The organism is Psychrobacter sp. VH5, from assembly GCF_050572635.1.
Lineage (GTDB): Bacteria > Pseudomonadota > Gammaproteobacteria > Pseudomonadales > Moraxellaceae > Psychrobacter > Psychrobacter celer.
In genome coordinates, this window is the sequence record NZ_CP192145.1 from 2,070,678 (window position 1) to 2,096,589 (window position 25,912).

Annotated in this window: 16 protein-coding genes; 9 read left to right on the forward strand and 7 right to left on the reverse strand. The window is 47.1% G+C overall.

Annotated features, from left to right (window positions below; translation table 11 throughout):
* Positions 1-84: 84 nt before the first annotated feature.
* Complete coding sequence (locus tag ACNFVB_RS08695) at positions 85-5,403, forward strand: hypothetical protein (protein ID WP_430737227.1); 5,319 nt, start codon at positions 85-87, stop codon at positions 5,401-5,403.
* 172 nt (positions 5,404-5,575) lie between these two features.
* Positions 5,576-6,349, forward strand: coding sequence for a hypothetical protein (locus ACNFVB_RS08700; protein ID WP_430737228.1), 774 nt, complete (start codon positions 5,576-5,578; stop codon positions 6,347-6,349).
* Positions 6,350-6,448: 99 nt separating this feature from the next.
* Here ACNFVB_RS08700 and ACNFVB_RS08705 read toward each other — a convergent pair whose 3' ends face one another.
* From ACNFVB_RS08705 to glpK, 4 genes are all read right to left on the reverse strand, one after another.
* Positions 6,449-7,141, reverse strand: a complete 693-nt coding sequence (locus ACNFVB_RS08705) for a TetR/AcrR family transcriptional regulator (RefSeq protein WP_430737229.1) — start codon at positions 7,139-7,141, stop codon at positions 6,449-6,451.
* 233 nt (positions 7,142-7,374) lie between these two features.
* On the reverse strand, positions 7,375-8,394 hold the full coding sequence (locus tag ACNFVB_RS08710) for an endonuclease/exonuclease/phosphatase family protein (protein ID WP_430737230.1): 1,020 nt from the start codon (positions 8,392-8,394) through the stop codon (positions 7,375-7,377).
* Positions 8,395-8,675: 281 nt separating this feature from the next.
* Complete coding sequence (locus ACNFVB_RS08715; protein ID WP_288999630.1) at positions 8,676-9,188, reverse strand: hypothetical protein; 513 nt, start codon at positions 9,186-9,188, stop codon at positions 8,676-8,678.
* A gap of 259 nt (positions 9,189-9,447) precedes the next feature.
* Complete coding sequence (gene glpK, locus ACNFVB_RS08720; protein WP_430737231.1) at positions 9,448-11,106, reverse strand: glycerol kinase GlpK; 1,659 nt, start codon at positions 11,104-11,106, stop codon at positions 9,448-9,450.
* A 695-nt stretch (positions 11,107-11,801) separates the two neighbouring features.
* On the opposite strand from glpK, the gene ACNFVB_RS08725 reads away from it, so the two are divergent.
* From ACNFVB_RS08725 to ACNFVB_RS08745, 5 genes are all read left to right on the forward strand, one after another.
* Complete coding sequence (locus ACNFVB_RS08725; RefSeq protein WP_430737232.1) at positions 11,802-13,439, forward strand: TolC family protein; 1,638 nt, start codon at positions 11,802-11,804, stop codon at positions 13,437-13,439.
* A 107-nt stretch (positions 13,440-13,546) separates the two neighbouring features.
* Positions 13,547-14,413 (forward strand): YihY/virulence factor BrkB family protein, encoded by an 867-nt coding sequence (locus ACNFVB_RS08730; RefSeq protein WP_288999633.1) that lies wholly within the window; start codon positions 13,547-13,549, stop codon positions 14,411-14,413.
* Positions 14,414-14,573: 160 nt separating this feature from the next.
* Positions 14,574-15,767 carry an HlyD family secretion protein gene (locus ACNFVB_RS08735; RefSeq protein WP_430737233.1) on the forward strand — a complete coding sequence of 398 codons (1,194 nt, stop codon included), beginning with the start codon at positions 14,574-14,576 and terminating at the stop codon, positions 15,765-15,767.
* 3 nt (positions 15,768-15,770) lie between these two features.
* Positions 15,771-17,147, forward strand: a complete 1,377-nt coding sequence (locus ACNFVB_RS08740; protein WP_430737234.1) for an ABC transporter permease — start codon at positions 15,771-15,773, stop codon at positions 17,145-17,147.
* On the forward strand, positions 17,147-18,331 hold the full coding sequence (locus tag ACNFVB_RS08745; RefSeq protein ID WP_430737235.1) for an ABC transporter permease: 1,185 nt from the start codon (positions 17,147-17,149) through the stop codon (positions 18,329-18,331). The genes ACNFVB_RS08740 and ACNFVB_RS08745 overlap by 1 nt, the downstream gene beginning before the upstream one ends.
* Before the next feature lie 431 nt (positions 18,332-18,762).
* Here the strand turns inward: ACNFVB_RS08745 and sthA are convergent, their stop codons facing one another.
* From sthA to ppsR, 3 genes are all read right to left on the reverse strand, one after another.
* Positions 18,763-20,412: a Si-specific NAD(P)(+) transhydrogenase gene (gene sthA / locus ACNFVB_RS08750; RefSeq protein WP_430737236.1), complete on the reverse strand. Its 1,650-nt coding sequence runs from the start codon at positions 20,410-20,412 to the stop codon at positions 18,763-18,765.
* A gap of 89 nt (positions 20,413-20,501) precedes the next feature.
* Positions 20,502-20,906: a DUF4377 domain-containing protein gene (locus tag ACNFVB_RS08755; protein ID WP_430737237.1), complete on the reverse strand. Its 405-nt coding sequence runs from the start codon at positions 20,904-20,906 to the stop codon at positions 20,502-20,504.
* Between the two features lie 79 nt (positions 20,907-20,985).
* Positions 20,986-21,882, reverse strand: coding sequence for a posphoenolpyruvate synthetase regulatory kinase/phosphorylase PpsR (ppsR, locus tag ACNFVB_RS08760; RefSeq protein WP_192995369.1), 897 nt, complete (start codon positions 21,880-21,882; stop codon positions 20,986-20,988).
* Between the two features lie 507 nt (positions 21,883-22,389).
* Between ppsR and ppsA the strand changes: the two genes are divergently transcribed.
* Positions 22,390-24,774: a phosphoenolpyruvate synthase gene (gene ppsA, locus ACNFVB_RS08765; protein ID WP_430737238.1), complete on the forward strand. Its 2,385-nt coding sequence runs from the start codon at positions 22,390-22,392 to the stop codon at positions 24,772-24,774.
* A 154-nt stretch (positions 24,775-24,928) separates the two neighbouring features.
* On the forward strand, positions 24,929-25,909 hold the full coding sequence (locus ACNFVB_RS08770; protein WP_430737239.1) for an RDD family protein: 981 nt from the start codon (positions 24,929-24,931) through the stop codon (positions 25,907-25,909).
* The last annotated feature ends 3 nt before the right edge of the window (positions 25,910-25,912 follow it).

A 25,912-nucleotide genomic window follows, 5' to 3' on the forward strand; every position in this document is an offset into this window, starting at 1 on the left:
CTCCAGCTTGACCTAATTGATTTTGATGAGCCAAGCTGGAGAATTACTACCCGACCCTTTTATGTTTTATTGGATAAGCGACATATGACTAAATCTTTAATGACACCGTCTAATCGTATTACGTTGCATACAGCGAAGATCTCTGCGCTGACGGCTGCAATGTTGCTTATGCAATCAAATATGGCGTTTGCTGCGCCCACCACTCTCGTACAAACTATCAACAACATCGCTAATGCTTCTTATGACGTCAATTCTATCAAACAGAATAGCATTTCAAACCAAGTTCAAGTCAAAGCCTCTGCCTTACCTGAATACGGTATTAATTTAACTCAGCAACCCTTGCGTACTGTCGCACCCAATACACTGGTGAATTGGGTTAATGTTCTTAGTAATACTAGCTATAGTGATCAGACTATTGAGCTGACGCTTGATGTAGCACCTTCTTTGTCTAACCTTAAAGTTTATCAAGACTTGAATAAAAATGGCATTGTCGATAGTGGTGATACACAACTGGTTCTTGATAACATGAGTGCCCAAATCAAGCTTGGTCAGAGTGAAAACATTCAGTTTATTGTACAAGCTCTATCAGATGCTAATGGTAAGGATGGAGATACTGCTGACATTAAGATTGGTGCAGTTGTCTTAGAAGACCCGTCAGTGACCAGCGTGAGTGCGACCGATAGTTTAGTCATTATCGAATCTGGTATCAAATTCACCACTCCTAAATTTGATGAAAGCAAAACGATTTCACAAATTAATGATGACGTTTATATCAGTGCCAGCTATGCGCAATGTAATGTACAAACTGACAAGCCTGATCAAGTATGGGTAACCATCAAATCACCAAAAACTGGAGATAGCTATTCACTTAAAGCTATAGAAACCGGTAATAACACAGGTAAATATCAGCTATCAGCAGCCACTCAAAATAACGCTAACGCTATTGATGATAAGCTTATCCAAACCTTGAACAGCGACACATTGACTGCCAGTTTAGATGCTTGTATCGCCCCTTCGGTTGGTACTGGTGCTGATGAACTGCCGAACGCGTCTGACTTCACCGTACGTATCAGTGATCTAAGCTCACAAATTAATATCGTCGATGACAACCCAGCTTTAGTTGTCACAAAGGAAAGTGACGTAAAAAGTGCTGAACTCGGCGATTATGTCAGCTACACCATCAATATCACGAACAATGGTAACGCTACTGCTTACGATGTACAGCTAAAAGACGCATTACCACGCGGTTTTGCTTATGTCGATAGCAGTGTACGTGTTAGTCCAACGACTGATATTGATATCAACCAAGCACAGACCACCGAGTTTAAAGCTGATGGTAAATATCAGGTATTGAACTTAGGAAACATGGCAAATGGCGAAAGTAAAAAAATCACTTATCGTGTGCTTGTCGGTGCTTCATCACTAGGTGGTGATGGTATCAACCGTGCAATCGCAGTTGCTAACAACGAGCAAGGCCAAAGCTTAGTATCAAGAGAAGCACAGTGGAAAATCGACGTAGAACGCGGCGTCATGAATACTGACGGCATCATCATCGGCAAGGTCTACCACGATATCAACCGCGATGGTATCCAGCAAAAAGAAGATGGCGAGCTTGGCGTTGCTGGCGTCCGTATCTATATGGAGAACGGCAACTTCATCGTTACTGACCCTGAAGGTAAATACAACTTTTATGGGGTCAGTGCCAAAACACACGTACTAAAAGTAGATAGCACGACGATCCCTAGAGAAACAGAGCTGGTCACCCAAAGCAACCGTAATGCGGGTGATGCTGGCAGCCGTTTTGTCGATTTGAAATATGGCGAGCTACATCGTGCAGATTTTGCGATTGTGGGCGGCATGGGCGATAGTACTGAGCGTCTGAACGCCGAGCTAATCGCTCGTAGCAAATCAGTGAGTGCTAAGAATAATACGCTAGAGCAAGCGGTAAAAACAGCGCTAACATTAGAGCCAAACTATGATGCCGACACGACTGATAATGTCGATGCTAGCGGCTGCAATATCAATGACGATCTAGACCTTGGTAACAACTGTGATTCTGCTATTGTCAACGATATGATTGGGGATGCGCCCAATCGTGTAGACATGGCCGTGACAACGGTTACACCTCCAGTAGAAAAAGAGCTCGAAGAATATTTAAAAGAAGTTGCCAATAACGATGTCTCGTTTATCAACTTGAGCGAAGGTCAACAGCTCAGTACTTACAAGCAGATGGTACAGGTACAAGCACCACTTGGTTCAATATTTACTCTATACGCCAATGGCAAAGCGATATCAGAGCAGCAAGTCGGTAAAACTGCTGAGCAAGAAAAGCAAAATGTAATGGCTTTTGACTATTATGCGGTTGACCTAAAGCGTGGACGCAATACGTTACGTGGTGTGGCAACTGACATCAATGGCAAAACTATTTCCGAGCAGACCATCACCGTATTAACACCTGATAGTCTGCAAGCGATTGATTATCGTACGCAAGCACAATTAGTCCCAGCAGATGGTATCAGCGAATATCAGGTTGTTATTAGTCTAAAAGATCGCGACAATCGCCCCTATATCGGTACTACTTCTCTTACACTTGATACTAATATCGGTCGTATCAATCTGAAAGACAGCAGCCAAGATCAAGCCGGTACCCAAGTTACTGTATCAGGTGGTGAGCTATTAATACCAGTCATCGCACCAAGCGCACCAGGCAAAGGTGAGTTGGTCATCGATACGGGTAGTAGTAAACAAATTATCCCACTACAGTTCACGGCTAAGCTGCGTCCACTCATTGCTGTGGGTATCGTCGAAGGTGCTATCTCTCTCAAAGACTTTGATGGCAGCAATATCACAGACGCACAAGGCGCGTTCGAGCAAGAGCTGCATGAAATCTCAGGCAATGATGATTATTCAGCCACTGGTCGTGCGGCGATGTTCCTAAAAGGCAAAGTACGCGGCGATTATCTGCTGACACTGGCCTATGATAGTGACAAAAAAGGCGAGCGCCTATTCCGTGATATCGAGCCGGGCGAGTATTATCCTGTGTATGGCGACTCATCAGCCAAAGGCTTTGATGCCCAATCGACCAGCAAGCTTTATGTACGTGTCGATAAAGGCCGCTCGTTTGCGATGTACGGTGATCTAAAAACCCAAATCGACAACGATGAAGGGATTGAGCTTGGTCAGTACAATCGCACCTTGACTGGTCTAAAAGCGCAATTTGAGGACGATAATACCCGTATTACCGCCTTTGCTGCTGAAACCAGCACCTCACAACGCGTCAATGAAACGCGTGGTCTTGGTATTTCAGGCCCCTACCCACTTGGCGAAGACTTTGATGCGGTACTTGAAAACTCAGAGACGGTCGAAGTCATCATTCGTGATGCAAACAACTCAGGGCTTATTATCAGCCGCAAAACACTGACCCGCTTTGCCGATTATGAAATCGACCCGATTAGCCGCAGTTTATATCTAAAATCGCCAATTGCCAGTCTCGATATCGATGGTAACCTGATCTACCTACGGGTGACGGTAGAGGTCGATGAAGGTGGCGAAAAATACTGGGTTGGTGGTGTGGCCGCTAAGCAACAACTGACCAAAAAAGTCGCTATCGGTGGTAGCTATATCCATAGTGATGATCCACTTAATAAAGAAGAGCTTGCCAGTGTTAACAGTGTTATTAAACTTAACAATAAGCTAAAACTGGTCGCTGAATATGCCAAAAACAAAGCAGAAAATCCCAATTACGACCCTAGCAATCAGATCAATAATACTGAGCTTACTGGCAATGACGTCGAAGGCGACGCTTTCAGAGTGGAGCTTGATTATGACGACAAGAAAAGTACCCGTGCCAAAGCCTATTATCATGATGCCGATACAGGGTTTGTCACTGGTGCATCACCACTTACTGCTGGGCGTACGGAGTCTGGCGTAGAAGTCACTCATACCTTTAATGATAAAAACACCGCCTTAAAACTAGAAGGCGTACGCACAGAAGATCACACTACTGACGCTAGTCGTGAAGGTGTACAAGCCAGTATTGAGCAGCGTCTGAGTGAAAATGTCGTCGGTGAGATTGGCGTACGCTACTACAAGCAAGATGCTACTGCCGCTTCACGCAACACTCAAGCTGCCACAGATGTCGTAGACGTCACTGACGATACGTTATTTAACGATGACATTGTCAACCAGTCAGCACTGAATGGTGTTAGCAATGCGGATAAAGACATCGAAGGTACGACCGTTCGTGCTCGTATTACCTCTCGCCTGCCCAAGCTAAATAATAGCTTGGTATTTGCAGAGTATGAGCAAGATATCGAAAACAGCTCTCGTAATGCCACGTCCATCGGCGGTGAGACAGCGCTGGGTAACCTCGGTCGCTTGTATGCGCGTCACGACTTAATCAATAGCTTATCTGGCAGTTATGGCCTTGATGATACAGACGAGCGCCAACGTACTGTTGCTGGCTTTGATGCTACCTACATGAAGGATGGCAAGGTCTATAGCGAATACCGCATGCGTGATGCAATCAGTGCGCGCGAAGCCGAAGCCGCTATCGGTCTTAAAAACAAATGGTACGTGCAAGAAGGTCTGACCCTAAGCACCTTATTTGAGCGCGTCGAATCACTAGAAGGCGATACGGACAATACGGCGACCGCAGCGGGCATTGGCGTCGAATACTTAGCCAAAGAAAACTACAAAGCCTCAGGACGCTTTGAGAAACGTTGGGGCGAAACCAGCGACACCTTATTAGGAAGTGCAGGCATCGCCTATCGTTATACCGATGATATTACCCTACTTGCCAAGGACATCTACTCACAGGTCGACTATGATGATGGCCATCGCACCATCAACCGTTTTCAGTTAGGCGCTGCCTATCGCGACTATGATAGCAATCAGCTAGACATGCTAGCAAAACTTGAGTACCGTTTAGACGACAATGCTACTGGCACTGACCAATATCAAAAAGATACAACAATATGGTCGTGGAGCGGCAACTACCATCCAACGCGCGCCCTTACTCTCTCTGGTCGCTATGCGGGCAAATATACCCAATACGACGCTGATGATATCGTCAGCGAAAACACCGCGCATGCTGCCTATGCACGCGGTTTATATGACATCAGCGAGCGCTGGGATATAGGTCTACAAGCTGGGACTTACTGGAATGAGCAAACCGATGATATGTCATATATGCTTGGGGCAGAAGTCGGCTACAGCCCGATGACTAACCTCTGGTTATCACTTGGTTATAACTTTATGGGTTTTGAGGATGAAGATATCGCTTATGACGACAGTACGCAAGAAGGCGCATACTTCAGATTACGCTTTAAGTTTGATGAGGATTTATTCAAACGCGAAGACCCACGCAAAAATAAGCGTTTGCCGAGCAACGCGACGCTATAATCTGACAAAATTGTCGTCGCTCTGAGCTGCGGCAATTTTTTTATTACTGTACTGATATTTTTCAGTTGGCTCATATATACTGATAAACGTTTGATATAGTGATTAGGGTATGTCCTGATATTGACAAATACTTAAAAAATAAAACCGATTGCCTGAATACAAGGGTTGTAATATGTCGAAGTCTGCCAGCACAGTAGCTACCTATAAACGCTCTTTTTATACGGCACTGTCCGCAGTATTGCTACTCACGTCTGCTTCATCAGCATTGGCAGCAAGCGACCGTGTCAAAACCAACACACTGATAAGTAATGACTACTGCCATAGCAATTTAGAAAATCACATCCCGTCTTATCAATACCAAAGTACTCAGCAGCGCGCATTGAGCTGTATGCTCACACAGGTAAAACCCTATCAGCAAGCGGATAAGACAGCACGCCAGCGCTACTGGGCCTACAAAGCGCAAGCATGGCTGAACTACGCCATTCATCAGGACAGTATCAATAGCCGCTCTACCGCTGGTGCCTACGCTGCCCAAACGGCAGAGTCCATACTGCACTCATTAAAGAATGGCACAGAAAAAGATATCCACCTATATCAAGACATCCCTGCGATGTCTGCCTTGATGCGACCAGACCTATGGGCAACTATAAGTGCCCTCAAAGACAGTGACGGCATCGCTGTTGCCCCGCGTGAGATGGCGTTTAGCGAAGTGGCTCTGATTTGGGCGGCCACCAATCAATGTCAGCGCGGCTGGCGAGAGTCAGGAATTCATTTTCGCATGGCCGATCGCTGGCTTGAGCAAGCACGTGAAGCCTATATTAATGTCCATGATGCGCAGACCAATGTGGCTTTAGAACAATCTATCGTCAACTACTACAACCAGTATGCACCTCTAGATGCCAGTGACGATGTCTGCCGCGGACAAGTATTAACACCCAGTCCCTAAACGAATCAATCATAACCGGCGCTCACAGAGCTTTAGCCAACATTAAAACCAAAAAAAGCCGACAAATATGTCGGCTTTTTTTTGGTTCTAAAAAATACATTAACGGTTTTTACGCGGTAATTTCTCTGGCAGATAACAACGTAAATACGCGATAAATGCCGTATTTGCTTCTTGAATATAGTCATCCGTAATGGTCTGGTGGCGACGATAAGACAAGGTAAATATCGCATTAACGATGCTATAAGCAATCAATAACGTGTCTTGAATATCATCAAAATTCGGCATCTCATAGCGCTCTGATAAGCGCTTATACACTAAGTCTATGATTTGATGATCGATATCTTCACCGAAACTGTTTCCTTCAAAATCAGGCGTGTTGGTATCATAGATCAGCTTGGCTTTGGTTTCATCATTATGAAAGATTGTCACGCACTTATCGATCAACGCGGTCAAATACCCCTGCCATCTGTCGTAATTGCCAATATCGACCGTCTCCACCATCTCTAATATCTCGATGGCGTTCAAAAAACGCAACGCTAAAAATATCGCTTCGATATTAGGGAAGAAATGATAAGCAGATGCGCGCGGAATACCTGCCTCTTCGCACACCGCTGCAAGGGTAATATCGTTAATAGCATGGGTTTCGCTTAGCTTTTTGGCACCAGCCAATAGCTTTTGACGGCGTGCACGACCCTGCTGACTGGTAAACTTAAACTTATTTGGCACCAGCTTTTTTGCCAGCTCCGAATCTACCAATACGTCTTCAATCTTTTCGTCTTTATTTTCGCTCATTGTAAGTCTCTTAATGTTACGCCCTATTTTATAAATACGGTCTTTATTGAAAGTTTGGTCTTAAATAAAAAACAACGATGACTGACTAACAATAATTCATTGCTATCATCACCACCCCTTTCAATAAGGAGGCATCATAAACGCTTGTATACTATCAAGCAAGGCAGTTTAGTGGGTTAAAAATGATATATGAGTCAACAACATAACAATGTCGACATAACTGTATGATACTGCTAATTATTTAGTTTGATTTTCGCTCTTATAATACCATGATCGATGACCCTATCTGCATAATCCCATTTTAAATGATCATTAAAATAGTCCACCCGCTCTACCTGACCAAGCGAAAACTTGCTATCAGGTAAGAACTCTTCTGACACAAATAATTGATCGATGACCTCTGGCATACCTTGGTAAATATGAGTATAAGCCACATCTTTCATCCAGCCATAACGCGCTTGAATACGGGCAGCATCAAATAGTGCGACATCGCGCATGCTTTTATCATAATTGACCTCGCCCGTCTCCGTCATCAGCTGCGTGGTGACGCTATTCGTCACATCATTCATGTCACCCAACAAAATCAGCGGCTCACGGGTATTCTGCAAACGCTCAATGATAGACATACGAATCGAAGCCGCCTCGGCCGCGCGCATACAAAGACTTCGTAGCTTGGCACGGACCCTGATATTAGGGTCATCCATATCTTCTAGCAAGTTACCGGCCTCATCACGCAAGAAAAAAGCACGTTTGCTTTTTAGATGCGCGGTGACAATGGTGATTGGCTGACCATAAGCATCAACGCGCACCATCAGCGGCGGCCGATTAAAGCGCTGATAGAGGCCTACATCAGGGACATCAAGCACCGCCTTCGGTGCCACATCCTGTAACAAACTGACCTCTAACGGCTCAAAACGGCTGATCATGCCTACTGCTGGTGTCTTTTGGGCACCCTGCCCTTGGGTATAAGGGCTGGCCGCATCATTGCTTGCCAGCGGTGCGATGACGTGCTTTGCCTCAAAACCCAAAGACGCCGCCAGCGCTACTAAAGCGGCACTATCCCAAACTTCTTGTACAGCGATGATATCGGCATGAGCCTTCGCCAATAATTCGCTGATACCGCGTAGCTTATGATTGTATTTAGTATCATTATAAGCAGGGGCATTGTCATAATAAATGCGGTTGGGATTTGCAAAATTCAATAAGTTTGCGGTCGCGATATAAAATTGATGATTATCAGCCTTATTATTCATATATTCCCTATTATTATAGTAATGTCTGATATATTCATTAACATCCATAAATAATAAACTTTTTTCATAAAAAAAGCTTCCAAAGATGCCTTCGGAAGCCTCAAAATAACATAAATAATATAAATAAAAGCGATTGAAAGAAACTAATGTACAATTAAACTCTCTGCTGTAACGTCATAGTAAGCTCTTATAATACTGCTTAGTTTTTAGACGGTTACGCTTTTTTATTTGTATTTCTGATAAGTTTTTATAAGATTTTTAGTGCCTTATAAAGAAGCCAATTAAGAAACACGATTCCATGCATCGCGTGAGGCTCGGCGAGCATCATTCCACTCTAGGCGAGACTCGCCTTTTACTTCGTGCCATGAGCGCTCTAAGTCAGCTTCGTGGTCTTCAAAACGCGCATCGGCTGGATAGCGCGCACGATTGGCGTAGCCTACTGCATATGCTGGGTGCAAATCACGATCAAAATCTAGACCTTCACGATAGTAGTCTGCATTGGCATACTCAGCGCGCCAGTATGCTTCTTCACGTGTAGGATCGATCGCTTCTGCGGCTGCATGACCGGCGCCGCCACCGACGACTGCGCCAATCGCGCCGCCAATTAGTGTCCCTAGCGGCCCTGCCATTGTACCAATAGCTGCGCCCGCTGCTGCACCGCCAACACCGCCAACGCCTGTGCCGACAGGATGAGAGCCTGGCTCACCGGTGATGATGTCTGCGTTTAGGTCTTTTTTAGACTCTTTTGACATGTGTTTTACTTCACTGCGATCGATACCGTCATGGTTACTCATAATATTATCCTTAAATTATTTGTTATGTTTTAACTACTCAGACCGCTAAGATTGCGGACTTGTGAATACCGTTAAAGTATAGGAATTTATGGATAAGCTTCGATAGACGCGTTATGTAAACTCTGTCCCACTTCAGATTGCCTTACGTTACAGCCTGTATCTTTCTCACGGTCATGTACGGCCGTTTCAGGGTTTCAGTAATACTCCTTTATTGATTTTATCGTCTCCTTAATTGTCTATATCATTAGGGCGTGTTGTTTTATAGCGGCATTAAGGATCGTTTGATGGCTTGCTGCCATTTACTCAGATGCTGCTCACGCATATCTGCCGACATGCTCGGCTCAAATATACGCTCTACTTGCCAAGACGCTTGCATCGTGGCGTCATCATACAGCCCTGTTTTTAGACCCGCGAGCATTGCTGCACCTTTTGCGGTGATTTCTGTATCCCTAGGACGCAGCACTGGCACATCCAGTAGATCTGCCTGAAACTGCATCAGCAAATCATTATTGGCCGCGCCGCCATCTACCCTGAGCTCTGTAAGCGGATGGGGGCTGTCTTTTTGCATTGCAATCAGCACGTCATAGGTTTGATAAGCGACCGCTTCTAGCGCTGCGCGAGCAATATGCGCCTTAGTAGTGCCGCGGCTCATCCCAGTGATACTGGCGCTGATATCAGAGCGCCAATAAGGCGCGCCAAGTCCTGTAAAAGCTGGCAATAGTACCACCTCTTCACTACTGTCTACTTGCCGTGCCAAATCCTCCACTTCACCACTTGTCTTAATCATACCCAAATTATCTCGTAGCCACTGGATAATGGCACCTGCCATAAACACACTACCTTCCAAGGCATAGGTCACTTCTTTTTTTGGTGGCTGTAATAGGCGCATACCTGACTGAACGATTTGGTCAAATGATAAGTTATCTGGGCGCGTTGGGCTGGTTTTTCGCTGCCATGCGATGGTGGTCAGCAGTTTATGTTCGCTGATTTTTGGTTGTTTGCCTATGTTCATCAGCATAAAGCACCCAGTCCCATAGGTGTTTTTGGCCATACCCGCGTCCAGACAGCCTTGGCCAAAGAGCGCCGCTTGCTGATCGCCCAATACCGACTGAATAGGTATTTGCTTGGCAAATAGGCCTTTTTTGGTCTTGCCAAAATCTCCGTCAGACGGCAAAACGGTGGGTAGGATGCTCATGGGTATCGAAAAACGGGCACACAGCACTTCTGACCATGCCAGCTTATGAATATCAAACAATAACGTCCGAGATGCATTGGTCACATCGATGACATGCGCACCACCAGTCAGTTTGTATATCAACCAGCTATCGATGGTGCCCACCGCTATCTCACCTCTACTGGCGCGCACGCTCAGCTTAGGGTTGTTTTCGAGCAGCCAAGCGATTTTGCTGGCACTAAAATATGGATCGAGGCGCAGGCCTGTCAGACGCTGCACCTCTTCTGCCATGCCATGCTGCGCGCTGCTATTGAGACCCGTGTCGCTAACCGCAACTTTGCTCAATGCGCTTTTGCTCCGTGCACCGCTGTCAGACTCGCCGCGACTTGCAGGTTCAGCGGCCAGAGTTTTGCAATAGCTGGCCGTACGCCTGTCTTGCCAAATAATCGCTGGCGCTAATGGCTTGCCGGTTTGTTTGTCCCACATCACAATAGATTCACGCTGGTTGGTGATGGCAATGCTACTGACATCGGTGGCCAGCAGGCCTGCGAGGTTGATCACATCGTGCGCACAGCTAATCTGCGTCTGCCAAATTTGCTGGGCATCTTGCTCTACAAAACCTGCCTTAGGTGTTTGCAAGGTCGTCGGTTGCTGCGCCATCTTAATAGGGCGGGCGTGATCGTCGTAGAGTATCGCTCGGCTCGATGTCGTGCCTTGGTCCAAGGCCAATATATATCCTGCCATTACCTGCCCCTTTTTTGCTGATATGCTAAATAATCGTCAGCTCAGTTTACAATATGTCCTGAGTCTGTCCTATTCTGAGTATAGTCGATTTACTCTAAAAAGCGCATAGTGCTACTGGGATGCTATTTTTAAACGTAGGTTGCGCAGCCTCTGGGAACGCAGCACGCAAGTAAAGTTTATACCAGTAGCGCGTTTAAGTTTATATAACAGTTTCATGTTCAACTGACTATATGTTCTATATAACGCTAAGTCTTCTATTTTTGATGTTAGGCTTATGATACTGATTATAGCGCGGTATTTTGCCGGCACTGCTTGCCATATGTATAGCCATCTTTTGCGCGGTTTGATGTCTATTTATTTACTGTAGCTGATTGTCTATCATAGCGCTATTTAATACACAATAGAAAAAATCAAAATACTGAGTATTGACCCGTCACGATTGAGGCTCTACAGTGTGTTCGTAATAGGGCACATCCTCACTTATTTGCTTTGGATGAATAGTCTATAATAAATGTACAATGCTATCTGCTGCCGGCTTGCGATACGCAGTCATACCCGTAGCAACCTGTATACTAGTGTACTTTTTTATAGGTCTGATGGTCTTGAATCATACCTTGCACTCTTATTAACGGCTTATGTGACTTATGAAATTTGCTTTATCGGCTCTCTCTATTGCTATGATGACGGTGACTCTAATGAGTGCATCGATAGTTACCCATGCAAACACAGACACTCGTGTAGACCCCACGGCAGCGCCTAGCCACGCCGGCTTTCAAAATGAGATACCAACCATCACGCAAATCGTTGAGGCAGAGGATAGTGCGGCGCGTATTCAGGCAACCGACGACATCCGCATCGCACACAGTGTGATGAATCATGACAATAAGCGTGCCACGAAGCCCTTAAGTACGCTTATCGACCCCATCACGCACAAGACAGTGGACAACAGCTATGCGCTGGATGTGTCTAGTTTTTTGAGCCTTGAGCAAGCACAAGATATCTTATTGCAAGTCTCACCCAAGATCGCGGCCAATGATGCAGCCATCGCCGCCAGTGAATACCAAACCGACGCTCTCAAAACCTTAGACAACCCACTGGTGTTTGCGCGCGTTTCAGCCAGCGCCTACCACGTCGATGAGGATATCGATTTGTCTTCACTCAGAAGCGGCATTGTCAATGAGATTAATAACAGCGTCGATGGCATTGTCCCGCCGCCTGTCCCAGATTTGCCAAACTTCGGTGAGCTCGTCGGCGAGCGCCTGCCGGACTCTTATGATTTTAAGCGCTCAGGCGAGACGACCAGCGCTGGCCTAGGCGTGGCGTGGCCCATCTATACCGCCGGACGCACCGCAGCTCTAACGGGAGCCTCCCGCGCCCGTACCCAAGAAGCACTCGCAGACAGCATACTGGATAAAAACGCACTATATAACACATTAATCGAGCGGTATTTTAAAGCGCAGCTTGCCATCATTGCCGCCTATTTGCGCGACGATGCGTATGACACGCTAAAACAGACCGACCATATGGCCGAGCGCTTGTATGAAGAAGGCTTTATCTCTCATGTCGATAGACTAGAGGCACAGTCGGCGCTGGCAGATGCCAAAAGCGAAGCTGTCAAAGCCAACAACGATGCTCGCCTTGCGATGATTGCACTACAAAGACTGCTACGCACTGACTACCGTATCAAGCCCACTACGCCATTGTTTGTTTCCAGCCACCCGTTGCCTGATGTCAGCTACTTTCAGGACTTGGCGCTCAACAATCACCCAGGGCTACAAAAAGTTGCGGCCAAGCGCGCGCAGGCGCAGCAGCTACATGCCTTGTCCGATACAGGCTACAAGCCGACGGTCATGCTTTATGGCTACGGGCAAGTTGAAAAAGACCCAAGCTGGGTCGCTGGTATCTCTGCCAGCTGGAAACTGTGGGGCGGGCTCGACAAAACCGCATCACTGGCCTCTAGTAGCGCGCAGATTCGTCAAGCCGACTTGTCTGAGATCGAGGTCAGTGACAACTTACTCCTGCTGGTCGAAAAAAACTGGCATGATGTCAATAATGCCCAAGCACGCTATCAAGCCCTGCAGAGCAATGTAGATCTGGCCGCAGAGGTGCTGCGCTTACGCCGTTTGGGATTACAAGAAGGGGTCAATACCACGATAGAGGTGGTACAAGCACAAACGCAAGCGCTCAAAGCTCGTACCGAGCAGGCACAAGCAGCACATGACTATGTACAAGCACTGGCCGCCTTGATGCAAAGCTGCGGCACACCGTTGGCATTCAATGCTTACCTCAATGCTGCTGACATTCAATTGCCGACTTTATATACTCAGCAATAAAAAAACACAGCGAAAAAAATCACAACGACTTAAGTAAGCTACCGTCATTTACTTAACATGGCTGATAGAGACACCTAACCTGAACCTTTAGTGTGAATGATTGTTTTATGAAAAATCTGACTGCTACCTCGACCCGCAATTGGCGACAGACGTTACTAGAGACGTGGCGTATTGCCAATACCTCAAACGTCTGGGCACACTGCGCAAGCGTTGGTTATTTTGGTTTTTTGTCGATTTTTCCAGTCATGGCTGTGTTTGTGCTGCTGTACGGCTTGGCGTTTTCGCCCGCCGAGATGCAAGAGCAGATATCACTGCTACGCCCCTTTATACCTGATACGGTATATGACGTCTTAGATTCGCGCCTAAGCGATCTGGTCTCTAACACCGCCTCTACCCTCACTTTTGGCCTGACTGTCTCAGCCTTAGTTGCTTTATATGCAGGCTCCAAAGGGGTTAAGTCATTAATCGTTCTTATCAATCTGGCCTTTCATATCAGCCAAGAGCGCGGTTTTATTCAAGGCACTATACGCGCCCTTGGTTTGACCTTGGCGGCAGTGGTGGTTTTGATTATAGCCATATCCTCTATCGCGATTATTCCTGTTGCCGCCACTTACCTGCCCTTCCCGCAAGTCGCCAAGACAGTGGCGCTTTGGAGCAGATGGCCGATACTGGCAGGCATTATATTTTTATGCTTTTTGGGTTTATACCGATTAGCGCCCAATCGGGACGCAGTCGCGCTAAAAAAACTGGTACCAGGTGCGCTGGTAGCGACCGTCCTTTGGATTGTGCTGTCGATATTGTTTTCGCTGTATGTGCAAAACTTTAATAATTATAGCGCTGAGTTTGGCGTGCTTTCGGCTGCTGTGGTCATTATGCTATGGCTGTATTATTCAGCGTTTATCGTCGCCTTTGGTGCTATTTTTAACGCTGAGACGATCGAAAACGCCAAGCCTTATGCGATTCGTGTGTATTAATATTCTCTTTGTTTTCAACTTTGTTGCTTTAGGACTCTCACCGTCATGACTGAATTTCCAAACGAATCAGACGACTCACGCAAACGCCAAGCCTTATGCGATTCGTGTGTATTAATATTCTCTTTGTTTTCAACTTTGTTGCTTTAGGACTCTCACCGTCATGACTGAATTTCCAAACGAATCAGACGACTCACGCAAACTCCCTGATTCTGATGAATCAGCGCGGCCTCATGATGCACAGACGCCAACGGAGTCTGTAAAAGAGACGCCTGATGACAGCCCAGCACCAGCCGCGGCCGATTATTATCGCGGTACGCCAAAGTCAGACAATGCCGCCATGCGAAAAAAAGCCCTACTGGCTGGCGTGGCACTCATCATCATTGCTGTCATTGCCTACGGCCTATACAAAAGCACCGCGCAAAGTGAGCCGCCGCTTGTGACGCTGCAAGGACAGATGCAAATGCAGCAAACATCTATCGCCGCAAAGGTGCCAGGGCGCATCGCTCAAATCTTAGTTACCGAAGGTGATGAGGTCACACCCGGCCAGCAGCTGATTGAAATGGACTCGCCTGAGATCAATGCCAAGATCGCTCAAGCAAGGGCAGGCAAACAAATGGCCCAAAGCCAGTTGGATAAAGCCGAAAACGGCGCGCGCCCGCAAGAGATTGCGCAGGCAAAAGCGGCATGGCAGGCCAACAAAGCCGCCTCTGATTTGGCACAAAACACCTATCAGCGTGTCGACCGCCTTTATAAAGAAGGCTTGATGGCACGGCAAAAACGCGATGAAGCTTATGCGCAGTATCTGGCCACCAAAGATCAGACCGAAGCGGCGCGGCTGCAGTATGACTTGGCACTAGAAGGTGCGCGCAGTGAGGATAAATCAGCGGCCACCGCACAAGTGGCGCAGGTTGATGCCCAGCTTGACGAGGCTTTGGTCGCAAAAGAAGAAGCCAATCTTAAAAGTCCGATTGCTGGTATCGTTGATAATGTCATCGTAAGCGCAGGCGAAGTCGTCGGTCAAGGAGTGCCAATCTTGACGCTGGTCAACACCGACGATCAGTGGGTGGTACTCAATGTCACCGAGTCGCATCTCAATCAATTTGCCATCGGTCAAGTGTTTACGGGCACCATCCCAGCGCTATCTTCTGCCGGCAAGCCCTACAACAAACAATTTACCGTTTATGCCACCTCGACCCTCTCCGACTTTGCCACGTGGCGACCGACCAATAACGATGATGGTTTTGATGTGCGCACCTTTGAGGTCAAGGCTCGCCCGACTGTTCCCGATGCCCGTATCCGCTCCGGCATGAGTGTCATCGTACCTATCGACCCAACCACCATGAGCCAAGAGTAAGCCATGCGCCTAACTCAGCTAAGTGAGGCTTTTATACGTAGCGCCGCCTATGAGCGGCGGTTTTTGCACAAAAACCCATGGGACTTGACCATGGTGGTATGGATTCCCTTGCTCACCGTCTTGCTGATTTGGTGGATATTTTCGCAGACTCAGATTACCAACCTGCCTATTGGGGTCATTGATCAAGACAATGGCCCAGTGGCCAATACCGCCGTGCGCTATCTTGATGCCAGCCCAACGCTGAGCGTCAGACAGATGTATTATTCAGCCGCAGAGGCAGAAGCGGCTATTTTGCAGCGTGATATCTACGCTGTTGTCATCATCCCTGAAGACTTCTCGCGCAATATCTTATCGAGCAAATCCGCACCGCTTATTTTACAAGTAAATGCCCAGTATGGCACGCACTCAGGTATTATTCAGACTGGTGTGCAGGCAGTCGCAGGTACTCTCTCGGCAGGCGTTGAGATTCAGCGCTTGATCAAACAAGGCATGGCACCATCACAAGCGGCAATCGCCTATTCGCCAATCAGCATACAACGCATCAGTCTGTTTAATGCCGCCACCGACTATCAGCAGTTTTTGGCCTCTACCGTGATACCGGCGCTATTACACATACTGGCCATGGTCATCGGTGCCACGACCATCGGCCGTGAGCTACGAGATAAGCAGCTTGGCCATTGGTATGGTTTTATCGCCTCTGCTCAGGCTTATGACAATCTTAGTGGCAGCATTAGTGCCAATATTAGTGGCAATGTGAATAACAATGTAGCTGATAACACTGTGCAAAATATAGCCGCGCTCAGTCAACCTGCAGCTAAGCTGCCAAATAGTACCGCTAAGGGCAACACCAATCAAAAACCTGTATCTATGCTGCCGAGCGTGCACATGGGTGTTTTACTTTTTGGGTTGTTGGGTAAGTACTTTTGGCCGATGCTGGCTTATGGTCTCTGGTCTATCTTGGCGCTGTGGCTGGCCACGCCGCAAGAGTCCGTAGCGAGCAGCGCTTTTTTTGCCACTTATCTTGGCTTACTGCTTTTGATGATGCTATCGTTTTGGCTAGGCGCTATTTTTACTTTAGGCTCTTTTTCATTACGTATGGGTTTGTCTGCCACTGGTTTTATCTCCGCGCCTTCGTATGCCTTTGCTGGCGTGACCTTTCCTTATATTGCCATCAGTGACAGTGCCAAGCATTGGTCAGATGCCCTGCCACTTACCCATTATCTCAAGCTACATATCGCGCAGATGCAGATGCAAGCGCCTGTCGCCATCTCCCTGCCGATACTCTACGGCCTTGCCATCGCCACTGTCGTCGCTATGATGCTGACTGCCCTACTCACCAAACGTGCACTGGCACATCCTGAACGCTGGGGAGCACGCTAATGCCGCCATTATCAACAGACCATAACGCTAAAGTCACGCAGCCGCCAGCGCAAGGCTTTTTTGCAAGCTTTTTTCAGACCCTAACAGACGTTTTTACGGACAAAGGCATTGTATTGATGCTGATTATTGCCCCCATCATCTATGGCTTTTTTTATCCGTGGCCATACTCATCGGAGGTCGTCAATCATGTGCCAGTCGGTATCGTTGATAAAGACAACAGCGACTTATCACGCACTATCGTTCGTTATGCTAGCGCCAGCCCGCAGCTCGACACCAGACGGTTTTTAGACGAACAAAGCGCTAAGGAAGCCATTTGGGCAGATGAGATTGCAGGCTATATGGTGATCCCAAGTGGGCTTGAGCAAAACGTGCTGTCGGGTAAAGCAGCTAGTGTCAGTGTTCTTGGTAATGGCGGTTATTTTTTGCTCAACAAAAACGTGCAGATGGGATTTTTAAAAGCGGTTAGCACGGTCTCCGCTGGAGTCAAAATTAAAAAGAGTGTCGCGCAAGGTGCCTATGCCCCGACAGCCGCGCAAAACGCACAGGCCGTACCGCTACAGATTGTCCCGCTATACAACCAGACAGAAGGCTATGGCGCTTATGTGGTGCCCGCCGTTTCTATTATCATCTTGCAGCAAACACTACTTATGGCCACTGCCATGCTCATTGGTACTTGGTATGAGCAGCGGCGGCATCAGACCAGCATCAGCGGCTGGCTTGGGCGTATCACAGCGCTTAGTACACTGAGCTTTTTGATCGGCTGTTTTTATTATGGCTGGGCGTTTGAGCTACATCACTACCCACGCGGGCAAAATATGCTCGGCAGCCTGCTGTTTCTTTTACTGTTTTGTCCGGCAGTGGCGACACTTGGTTGCCTACTTGGGCTTTGGTTTCGTCAGCGTGAGCGCAGTATGCAGATTTTGATTTTTAGCTCATTGCCGATGTTTTTTGTCAGCGGCTACCCATGGCCTGCCGACCAGCTGCCTACTTTCTTACAAATAGTGCGCTGGTTTATTCCGACCACGCCCGCCATCAATACCTCAGTCCAGCTAAACCAAATGGGCGCGAGTATCTCTCAGGTCGCGACTGGGTTTTATGCGCTAGCGGCCTTATGGGCGCTGTATTTTGCGCTACTTGTGTGGCTTCGCTGGTATAGTGCGCCAAAGCGCAGGCAAGTCTCGTAGCGGCTCGGCTCGTTTAAAAGCTTTCTAGGGCGTGTCCTCAATTCAATCGATAGCCATCTAAATGGGCTAAAAATGGTTAAATCTGGCCAAACGGTGTCAAATAGCTGACGAATATCTCGATATTATCTGCGCTATCTTCCTTGTTTGACGGCGATTTATCTCATTTTTATCGCCATTTTTAAAATGAGGACACTCCCTATAGCCGATGCATTCTAAAAAGAATATAGCGCTACTGGGATGAATTTTGCGCAGCCTCTGGGAACGCAGCACGCAAGTAAAATTTATACCAGTAGCGCGTTTAAACTTATATAACAGTTTTATTTTCAATTGATTATAGTCTAAAAGGCAGCTCATCTAAAAATGTCATAAAAAAAGCGCCTGCTAATCATAAACAGGCGCTTTTTTATTTGACTGAACGTCGCGCGTCATTTTTAAAAAACGCGGTTTAGTCCATTTAATGCAGCCACGCGATACGCTTCAGCCATCGTTGGATAGTTAAAGGTGGTATTTACAAAGTACTCAAGGGTGTTGTTGCTCTTGCACTTCATCACCGCTTGACCGATATGGATAATCTCTGAGGCGTGATTGCCGTAGCAATGAATACCCAAAATCTCCAGCGTGTCACGGTGGAACAATATCTTTAATACACCAGAGCGCTCGCCGATGATCTGTGCCCGCGCCAGATGTTTAAAGAATGCTTGACCTACTTCATAAGGGACTTTTTCGTCCGTCAGCTCTTGCTCTGTCTTACCGATACTAGAGATTTCAGGAATGGTATAGATACCAGTCGGTACACTTGATACAGGCTCTGCATCACTGTCACCGACCATAAAGGCTGCCGCACAGCGCCCCTGGTCATAAGCGGCCGACGCCAGAGACGGCCAGCCAATCACATCGCCGGCTGCATAGATATTGTCGATTTCGGTACAGTAAGTATCATCGACTTTTAGCTGGCCTCGGCTATTGGCTTCAAGACCGATGGCCTCTAGGTTTAGGCCTTCTGTGTTGCCTGAACGGCCATTGGACCACAAGATCGCGTCTGACTTGATGCGTTTGCCACTCTTTAGGTGCAAGACCACATAATCATCATGGGTTTCTAAATAATCAATCTCTTCATTACTACGGATCAGAACACCAAACTGCCTAAAGTCATGGGCAATCGCATCGCTAATTTCACTATCTAAATAGCTCAGTAGCTGGTTTTGGTTATTGATTAAGTCAACTTTATAGCCAAGACCGGTAAAGATAGAAGCATACTCACAGCCGATAACCCCTGCGCCATAGATGATGATTTTTTTGACGACATAGTCCATCTGCAAGATTTTGTCAGAGTCAAATACCCGTGGATGGTTAAAGTCAAGAATATCTGGGCGATAAGGGCGGCTACCGACGGTGATGATGGCTTTGTTAAACGTGACAGTCTCAAAGATATTGTCATCGGTTTCGACGCGCAGAGTATGGGCATCGACGAAGCTTGCCCAGCCATTAATCACTTCGATACGATTGCGCTCATAAAAACGCGTGTGGGTGTTGACTTGCCGGCGAATCACTTGACGCGCTTTGGCCAGCACTTCATTGAGCGGGACTTGCTTGTATTCCATCGCTTTGGTAAACATGGGATCACGGCGAAAGTTGATCAAGTTAAACACCGATTGACGCAGCGCTTTACTCGGTATGGTGCCGACGTGCGTTGAATTACCACCGACCTGCTCACGCGGATCAATCACCGCCACCTTTTTGCCCGCTTTGGTCAGCTTCATGGCCGCCGCTTCACCAGCAGGACCCGCCCCTAAGACTACTACATCATACTCATACTGATGCTTATCGCCCTTTAGACGACGCGAGTCTTTGGTAAAGCCAGTTTTGATATCGATACGAGTATCATCGAGCGGATTGACCAAGTCAGGATGATGCATGATGTCTTCGGTGACTTGCTCGTGGGTTTGCTCGATTTTCTCTTTTCTACCTTTACCTTTGGTGTGCTCAGGGTTTGGTATAGGCGCGCTTTGTTTGTTAGATACTTCGGTATGGGTATCTTCATCAACATCGTTGGTCGCATCGCTTGGTTTTTTACTTCCCATTATGTCCTCTTTATATATTAATGTATGTATCATATCGCCCATGAAACGGCGTCATGGATCTTCTCATTATCATAGCTTTAATCATAGCTCTAAGGGGTGCCTACCATACGTTGAGATAGGATATTTTGCAACGTCCAGTGACCCGTTAGACGTTGTTGCCCCTCGTCGATCTGTGGCCGTACACTGATGACGTATTCGGTGCCAAGGCTTGGCGCAAAATCATCAATCCAGTCATAAGGAATCTGAAACACACTGCCATCTTTGCTAGATTTGGCCAGCAAGCATTGCATCGGTAGCGCTGAGGCGCAGGCGACACGATTGGGCATAATGGTGAGCGTTTGAGCGTCACCAAGCACAATACTCGGAATATAACGCGGCTCAGGCACAGGCTCACGAGCAAATGGCGACGTCTGGCAGGCACTCAATAGCGTCGCGGCGCTAATAACGCTTGCTAATAATAAAGTTGTTTTTTTGGCTTGATAAAGTGAACGCATAATCTTCTCTATATAAAATGACCGTTTGATAAAGATAGTGTGATAAATCTGGAGGTATAAAATGTGAGCGCTCAGCATTCTAACCGATGCGGCGTTTTAGCCCCGTCATCTGCAAGATACGCGTGGCAATCTCTTCTACCGACATCTCAGAGACATCGAGGCTTGGGATGCCATGAGTGATATAAATACCTTGTATGGCGCGCTGCTCTTGCTGACACTGCTGATAACTCGAATAACGGCTGCCCGCGCGGCGCTCTTGGCGAATCTTGACCAAGCGATCGGTATCAATCAGTAAACCAAACAGCTTGTCTTTGTGTTCGCGCAGGGGTTTTGGTAATTGATTGTCATACAGATCATCTTCGGTCAATGGATAATTGGCGGCGCGAATACCGAATTGTAACGCGAGATATAGTGACGTCGGTGTTTTGCCCGAACGTGATACCCCTACCAAGATAATATCGGCAGCATTATAATGGCGGGTGCGCGCCCCATCATCGTTATCTAAGGCAAAATGTACCGCGTCGATACGCTCTTTATACGTCTCGGAGTCGACATCATCATGAGCATGACCTGAATGGCCGTCTGGCTCTACCCCAGTCTCTTCTGCGACGCGGCCGATCAGCCCCTCATACATATCCAAGTTACAGCTGTGCGCTGAGTTGATTGTTTCGCGAATCTCGGGGCTCACGATGGTATCAAACACCAATGGCAGCAAACCATCACGCTGATAAGCCATATTGATTTGCTCAACCGCATCCTCAGCACGCTCTAGGCTATCGACATAAGGCAAAACTCTGGTCTCAAAAGGAACCGAGGAAAACTGACTTAAGATCGCGCGGCCCAGCGTCTCCGCCGTAATCGCCGTACCATCTGAGATAAAAAATGCGGTTCTGATGGCCTGCGAGCTGTCCAAGTTTAGCGCGTGGCGGTTTTGAATGGTGGGCTTGACTTGTTCAGCTGGATTGCTTGAGTACATAACATTGACACCTTAGTTGGAAACTCAGTAATGGTCTTCATGTAGCGTTCAGTAATGGGTTAATAATAACTATCGCCTCTTGCCGGCCAAGCACACATTTTATGCTTGGAATAAAGACGATGACCACCTTTATATAACGTATCTATTGAGCGATCTACACCACCTATCTATGCGCTACATTATACGCATATTAGCCCCTGAATAGAAATCAATGTTACAGGTGTACACCTACAAATCCACTCTACTCTGCGCGTCTCTGCCGCCGTCGCTGTCTATCAGCAAGCGCTTTTTATAACCACCTGTCACCTATTATTCTGTTCGCTCTTGATATTTTTTTATCTTGCTGCAAGTAAGATAGCGAGAAACCGGCCTTACTCTGTGTAGCAAATCCGACAATTTGTGTATTTTTAACAAGTTTTTTGGTCAAACCCCTCGAAATTCTACAAATATAGCGGTATAATTCACCGTTATAATCTTTACTAAATAACCTTATTTTCTGGAGTTATCATGGCAGCGCAATCTACAGCACTTGTAATCAATCTAGATCAGTTAGGAAAAGACGACATCGATATGGTCGGTGGTAAAAACGCCTCACTCGGCGAGATGATCAGCCACCTATCTGATTTAGGCGTTAGTGTTCCAGGCGGTTTTGCGACGACTTCCAATGCGTTCAATCGTTTTTTGACCGAAACAGGATTGCTCGATAAGATCAACAACGAGCTAAAAGCCTTAGACGTCAACGATGTCAACAAACTTGCTGCCACTGGTAAAAAAATCCGTACTTGGATCATTGAGCAAGCGCTGCCAAGCGACCTTGAGCAAGAAGTACGTCAAGCGTTCGAAGCCATGAGCGGCGGCGAAGACATCGCGGTTGCGGTACGCTCTTCTGCGACTGCCGAAGATTTGCCAGATGCGTCATTTGCTGGTCAACAAGAGACTTTCTTGAACATTCGCGGTATTGATAACGTCCTAATCGCTATCAAAGAAGTATTTGCCTCTTTGTATAACGACCGTGCCATCTCTTATCGCGTGCACAAAGGTTTTGAGCACGAAGGCGTGGCACTATCGGCTGCTGTACAGCGTATGGTACGCTCAGAAACAGGCGCCGCGGGCGTGATGTTTACCATTGATACCGAAAGTGGCTTTGATCAAGTGGTCTTTATCACCTCAAGTTATGGCCTAGGTGAAATGGTCGTACAGGGCGCGGTGAACCCAGACGAATTCTATATCTCTAAAAAATTACTTGCCAATGGCAAGCCTGCCGTTATTCGCCGTAACCTCGGTAGCAAGCATAAGAAAATGGTGTATGGCGATGAAGGCAGCACGTCAAAATCAGTGAAAACCGTTGATGTTGAAAAACAAGATCGCATGCAGTTCTCACTCACCACAGAAGAACTAACCTCACTTGCCAAGCAAGCGGTCACCATCGAGCAGCATTATGGCCAAGCGATGGATATCGAGTGGGCAAAAGACGGTGACAGCGGTGAAATCTTCATCGTACAGGCGCGCCCTGAGACCGTTAAAAGCCGCCAAGACAGCAATGTCATGGAGCGTTATGTCATCGATACCACTGATGCCAAAGTACTGTGCGAAGGTCGTTCAATCGGTCAGCGTATCGGCTCAGGTAAAGTACGCATCGTCACCAACCTAAACGAGATGGACAAAGTAGAAGAAGGCGACATATTGGTATCAGACATGACGGATCCAGATTGGGAACCGGTCATGAAACGCGCCTCTGCAATCATCACCAACCGCGGTGGCCGTACCTGTCACGCGGCTATCATTGCTCGTGAGCTAGGTGTACCAGCGATTGTTGGTTGTGGTAACGCCACTGAGCTATTGGTCGACGGTCAAGACATCACCGCCTCTTGTGCCGAAGGAGACACAGGCTTTATCTACGAAGGTCAGATCGACTTTGAAGTACAAACCAACTCTGTCGAGACCATGCCAGAGCTAGCATTTAAAGTGATGATGAACGTCGGCAACCCAGACCGCGCTTTCTCATTTACCCAGATGCCAAATGAAGGTATCGGCCTTGCCCGTCTTGAGTTTATTATCAACCGTATGATTGGTGTGCATCCAAAAGCGCTACTAAACATGAATAGCTTGCCACGTGAAATCTCACAAGCCATTCATGAGCGTATCGCAGGCTATGCCTCACCTGTCGATTTTTATGTTGATAAATTGGTCGAAGGTATCTCAACCCTAGCGGTTGCCTTTATGGACCAGCCTGTCATCGTTCGTATGTCTGACTTTAAATCAAACGAATATGCCAACCTATTGGGTGGTAAGCTATACGAGCCATCAGAAGAAAACCCAATGCTAGGCTTCCGCGGTGCCAGCCGTTATGTGTCTGACAACTTCCGCGACTGCTTTGAGCTTGAGTGTAAAGCACTAAAACGTGTCCGCGACGAGATGGGCTTGACCAACGTTGAGATCATGATTCCATTCGTTCGTACCACTGACGAAGCACGTCAAGTCATCGAACTGCTTGAGAAAAATGGCCTAAAACGTGGCGAGAATGGTCTACGCGTCATCATGATGTGTGAGCTACCGACCAACGCTCTGTTGGCAGAAGAATTCCTTGAGCATTTCGATGGTTTCTCAATCGGCTCTAATGACTTGACTCAGCTAACGCTCGGTCTTGACCGTGACTCTGGTATCGTCTCACATCTATTTGATGAGCGCGACCCTGCGGTTAAGAAATTGTTGACCATGGCTATCGAAGCTTGCCGTAAGCAAAACAAATACGTCGGCATCTGTGGTCAAGGTCCATCTGACCATCCAGATCTTGCGTTCTGGCTCATGGAACAAGGCATCAGCTCTGTGTCACTAAACCCTGACTCAGTGCTAGACACTTGGTTCTTCTTAGCTGGTGAAGACAAAAAATAAGCCGTCACATTAAGTCACGACGGTGATTGATACAGTCATTACAAGTACTACTTTTAGGGTCTATTTGATTTTTTCAAATAGACCCTAATATAATGTGAGACAAGTAGTAGCTTAAAAACAGTGACTTAATATTTGACTAACTATGCAGGCAATTATGCAAATTTTTCTTGCTCGAAATAACGTACAAGCTGGTCCATACAATTTGGAGCAGCTCAATATCATGTTGGCATCTGGCGAAGTGGTGCTAGATGATCTGATGTGGCATGAAGGCTTGGAACAATGGCAACGTGTCGGCACCTTAACCAACAACCAAACGGTCTATACACCCGCTCCGGCTAATGGCGCTGAGGTCAATGACTCTATCATTAACAACGTCACTATCTTTCCAGAAGACAATGCCTCAGGTAGTCAAACCGACAAGCCTGTGTCTTTAGATAGACTGTATGGCAAGCCTGAGCGTAAAGATACGGCGAATAATACCAAGGTCGACATGACGACCAATCGTCACCACACCCCGCATCACAACGTCTCATTAAACAAAACCCAGCTGAATAAAGCTGCCACTAACCAAGACAAAGTCATTGGCGACGTCGTATTAGCGCCAATTATGTCACGGGTCTTAGCGACCGCCATCAATGGACTGCTATATCTGCTGGCGATATTGCCGCTGGTGATGGCACTGACCAAAATGGATGTCGACTATAGTAAGTTTCAAAACATCCAAGATATGGACGCCGCGTACCAGTACTCAATGACATTGATGGAGAGCCTACCTAGTAGCACATTGATGATGTCGCAAATCATGGTGTTCGGCCTATTTGTATTGCAACTGGTATTTATCGCATTACGCGGGCAGTCACTGGGTAAGCTAATTACTGGTATTCGTGTGGTCGATCAAACCACTCATCACCTGCCCTCATTTACCAAGCTCATCGGTATGCGTACATTACTGCTGTTTATTATTTATAATTTGCTATTTTCGTTTACCAGCTTTTTAGGATTTGTCGTTGTCGCCGTTCATTATTACATGGCCTCCAAAAGCCCTGAAAACATCGGTTGGCATGATAAACTGGCTAAGACGTTGGTGGTCAAAGCCGACAGCAGTCAGCTGACAAAAAAGCCAACTCTGAAATAATCA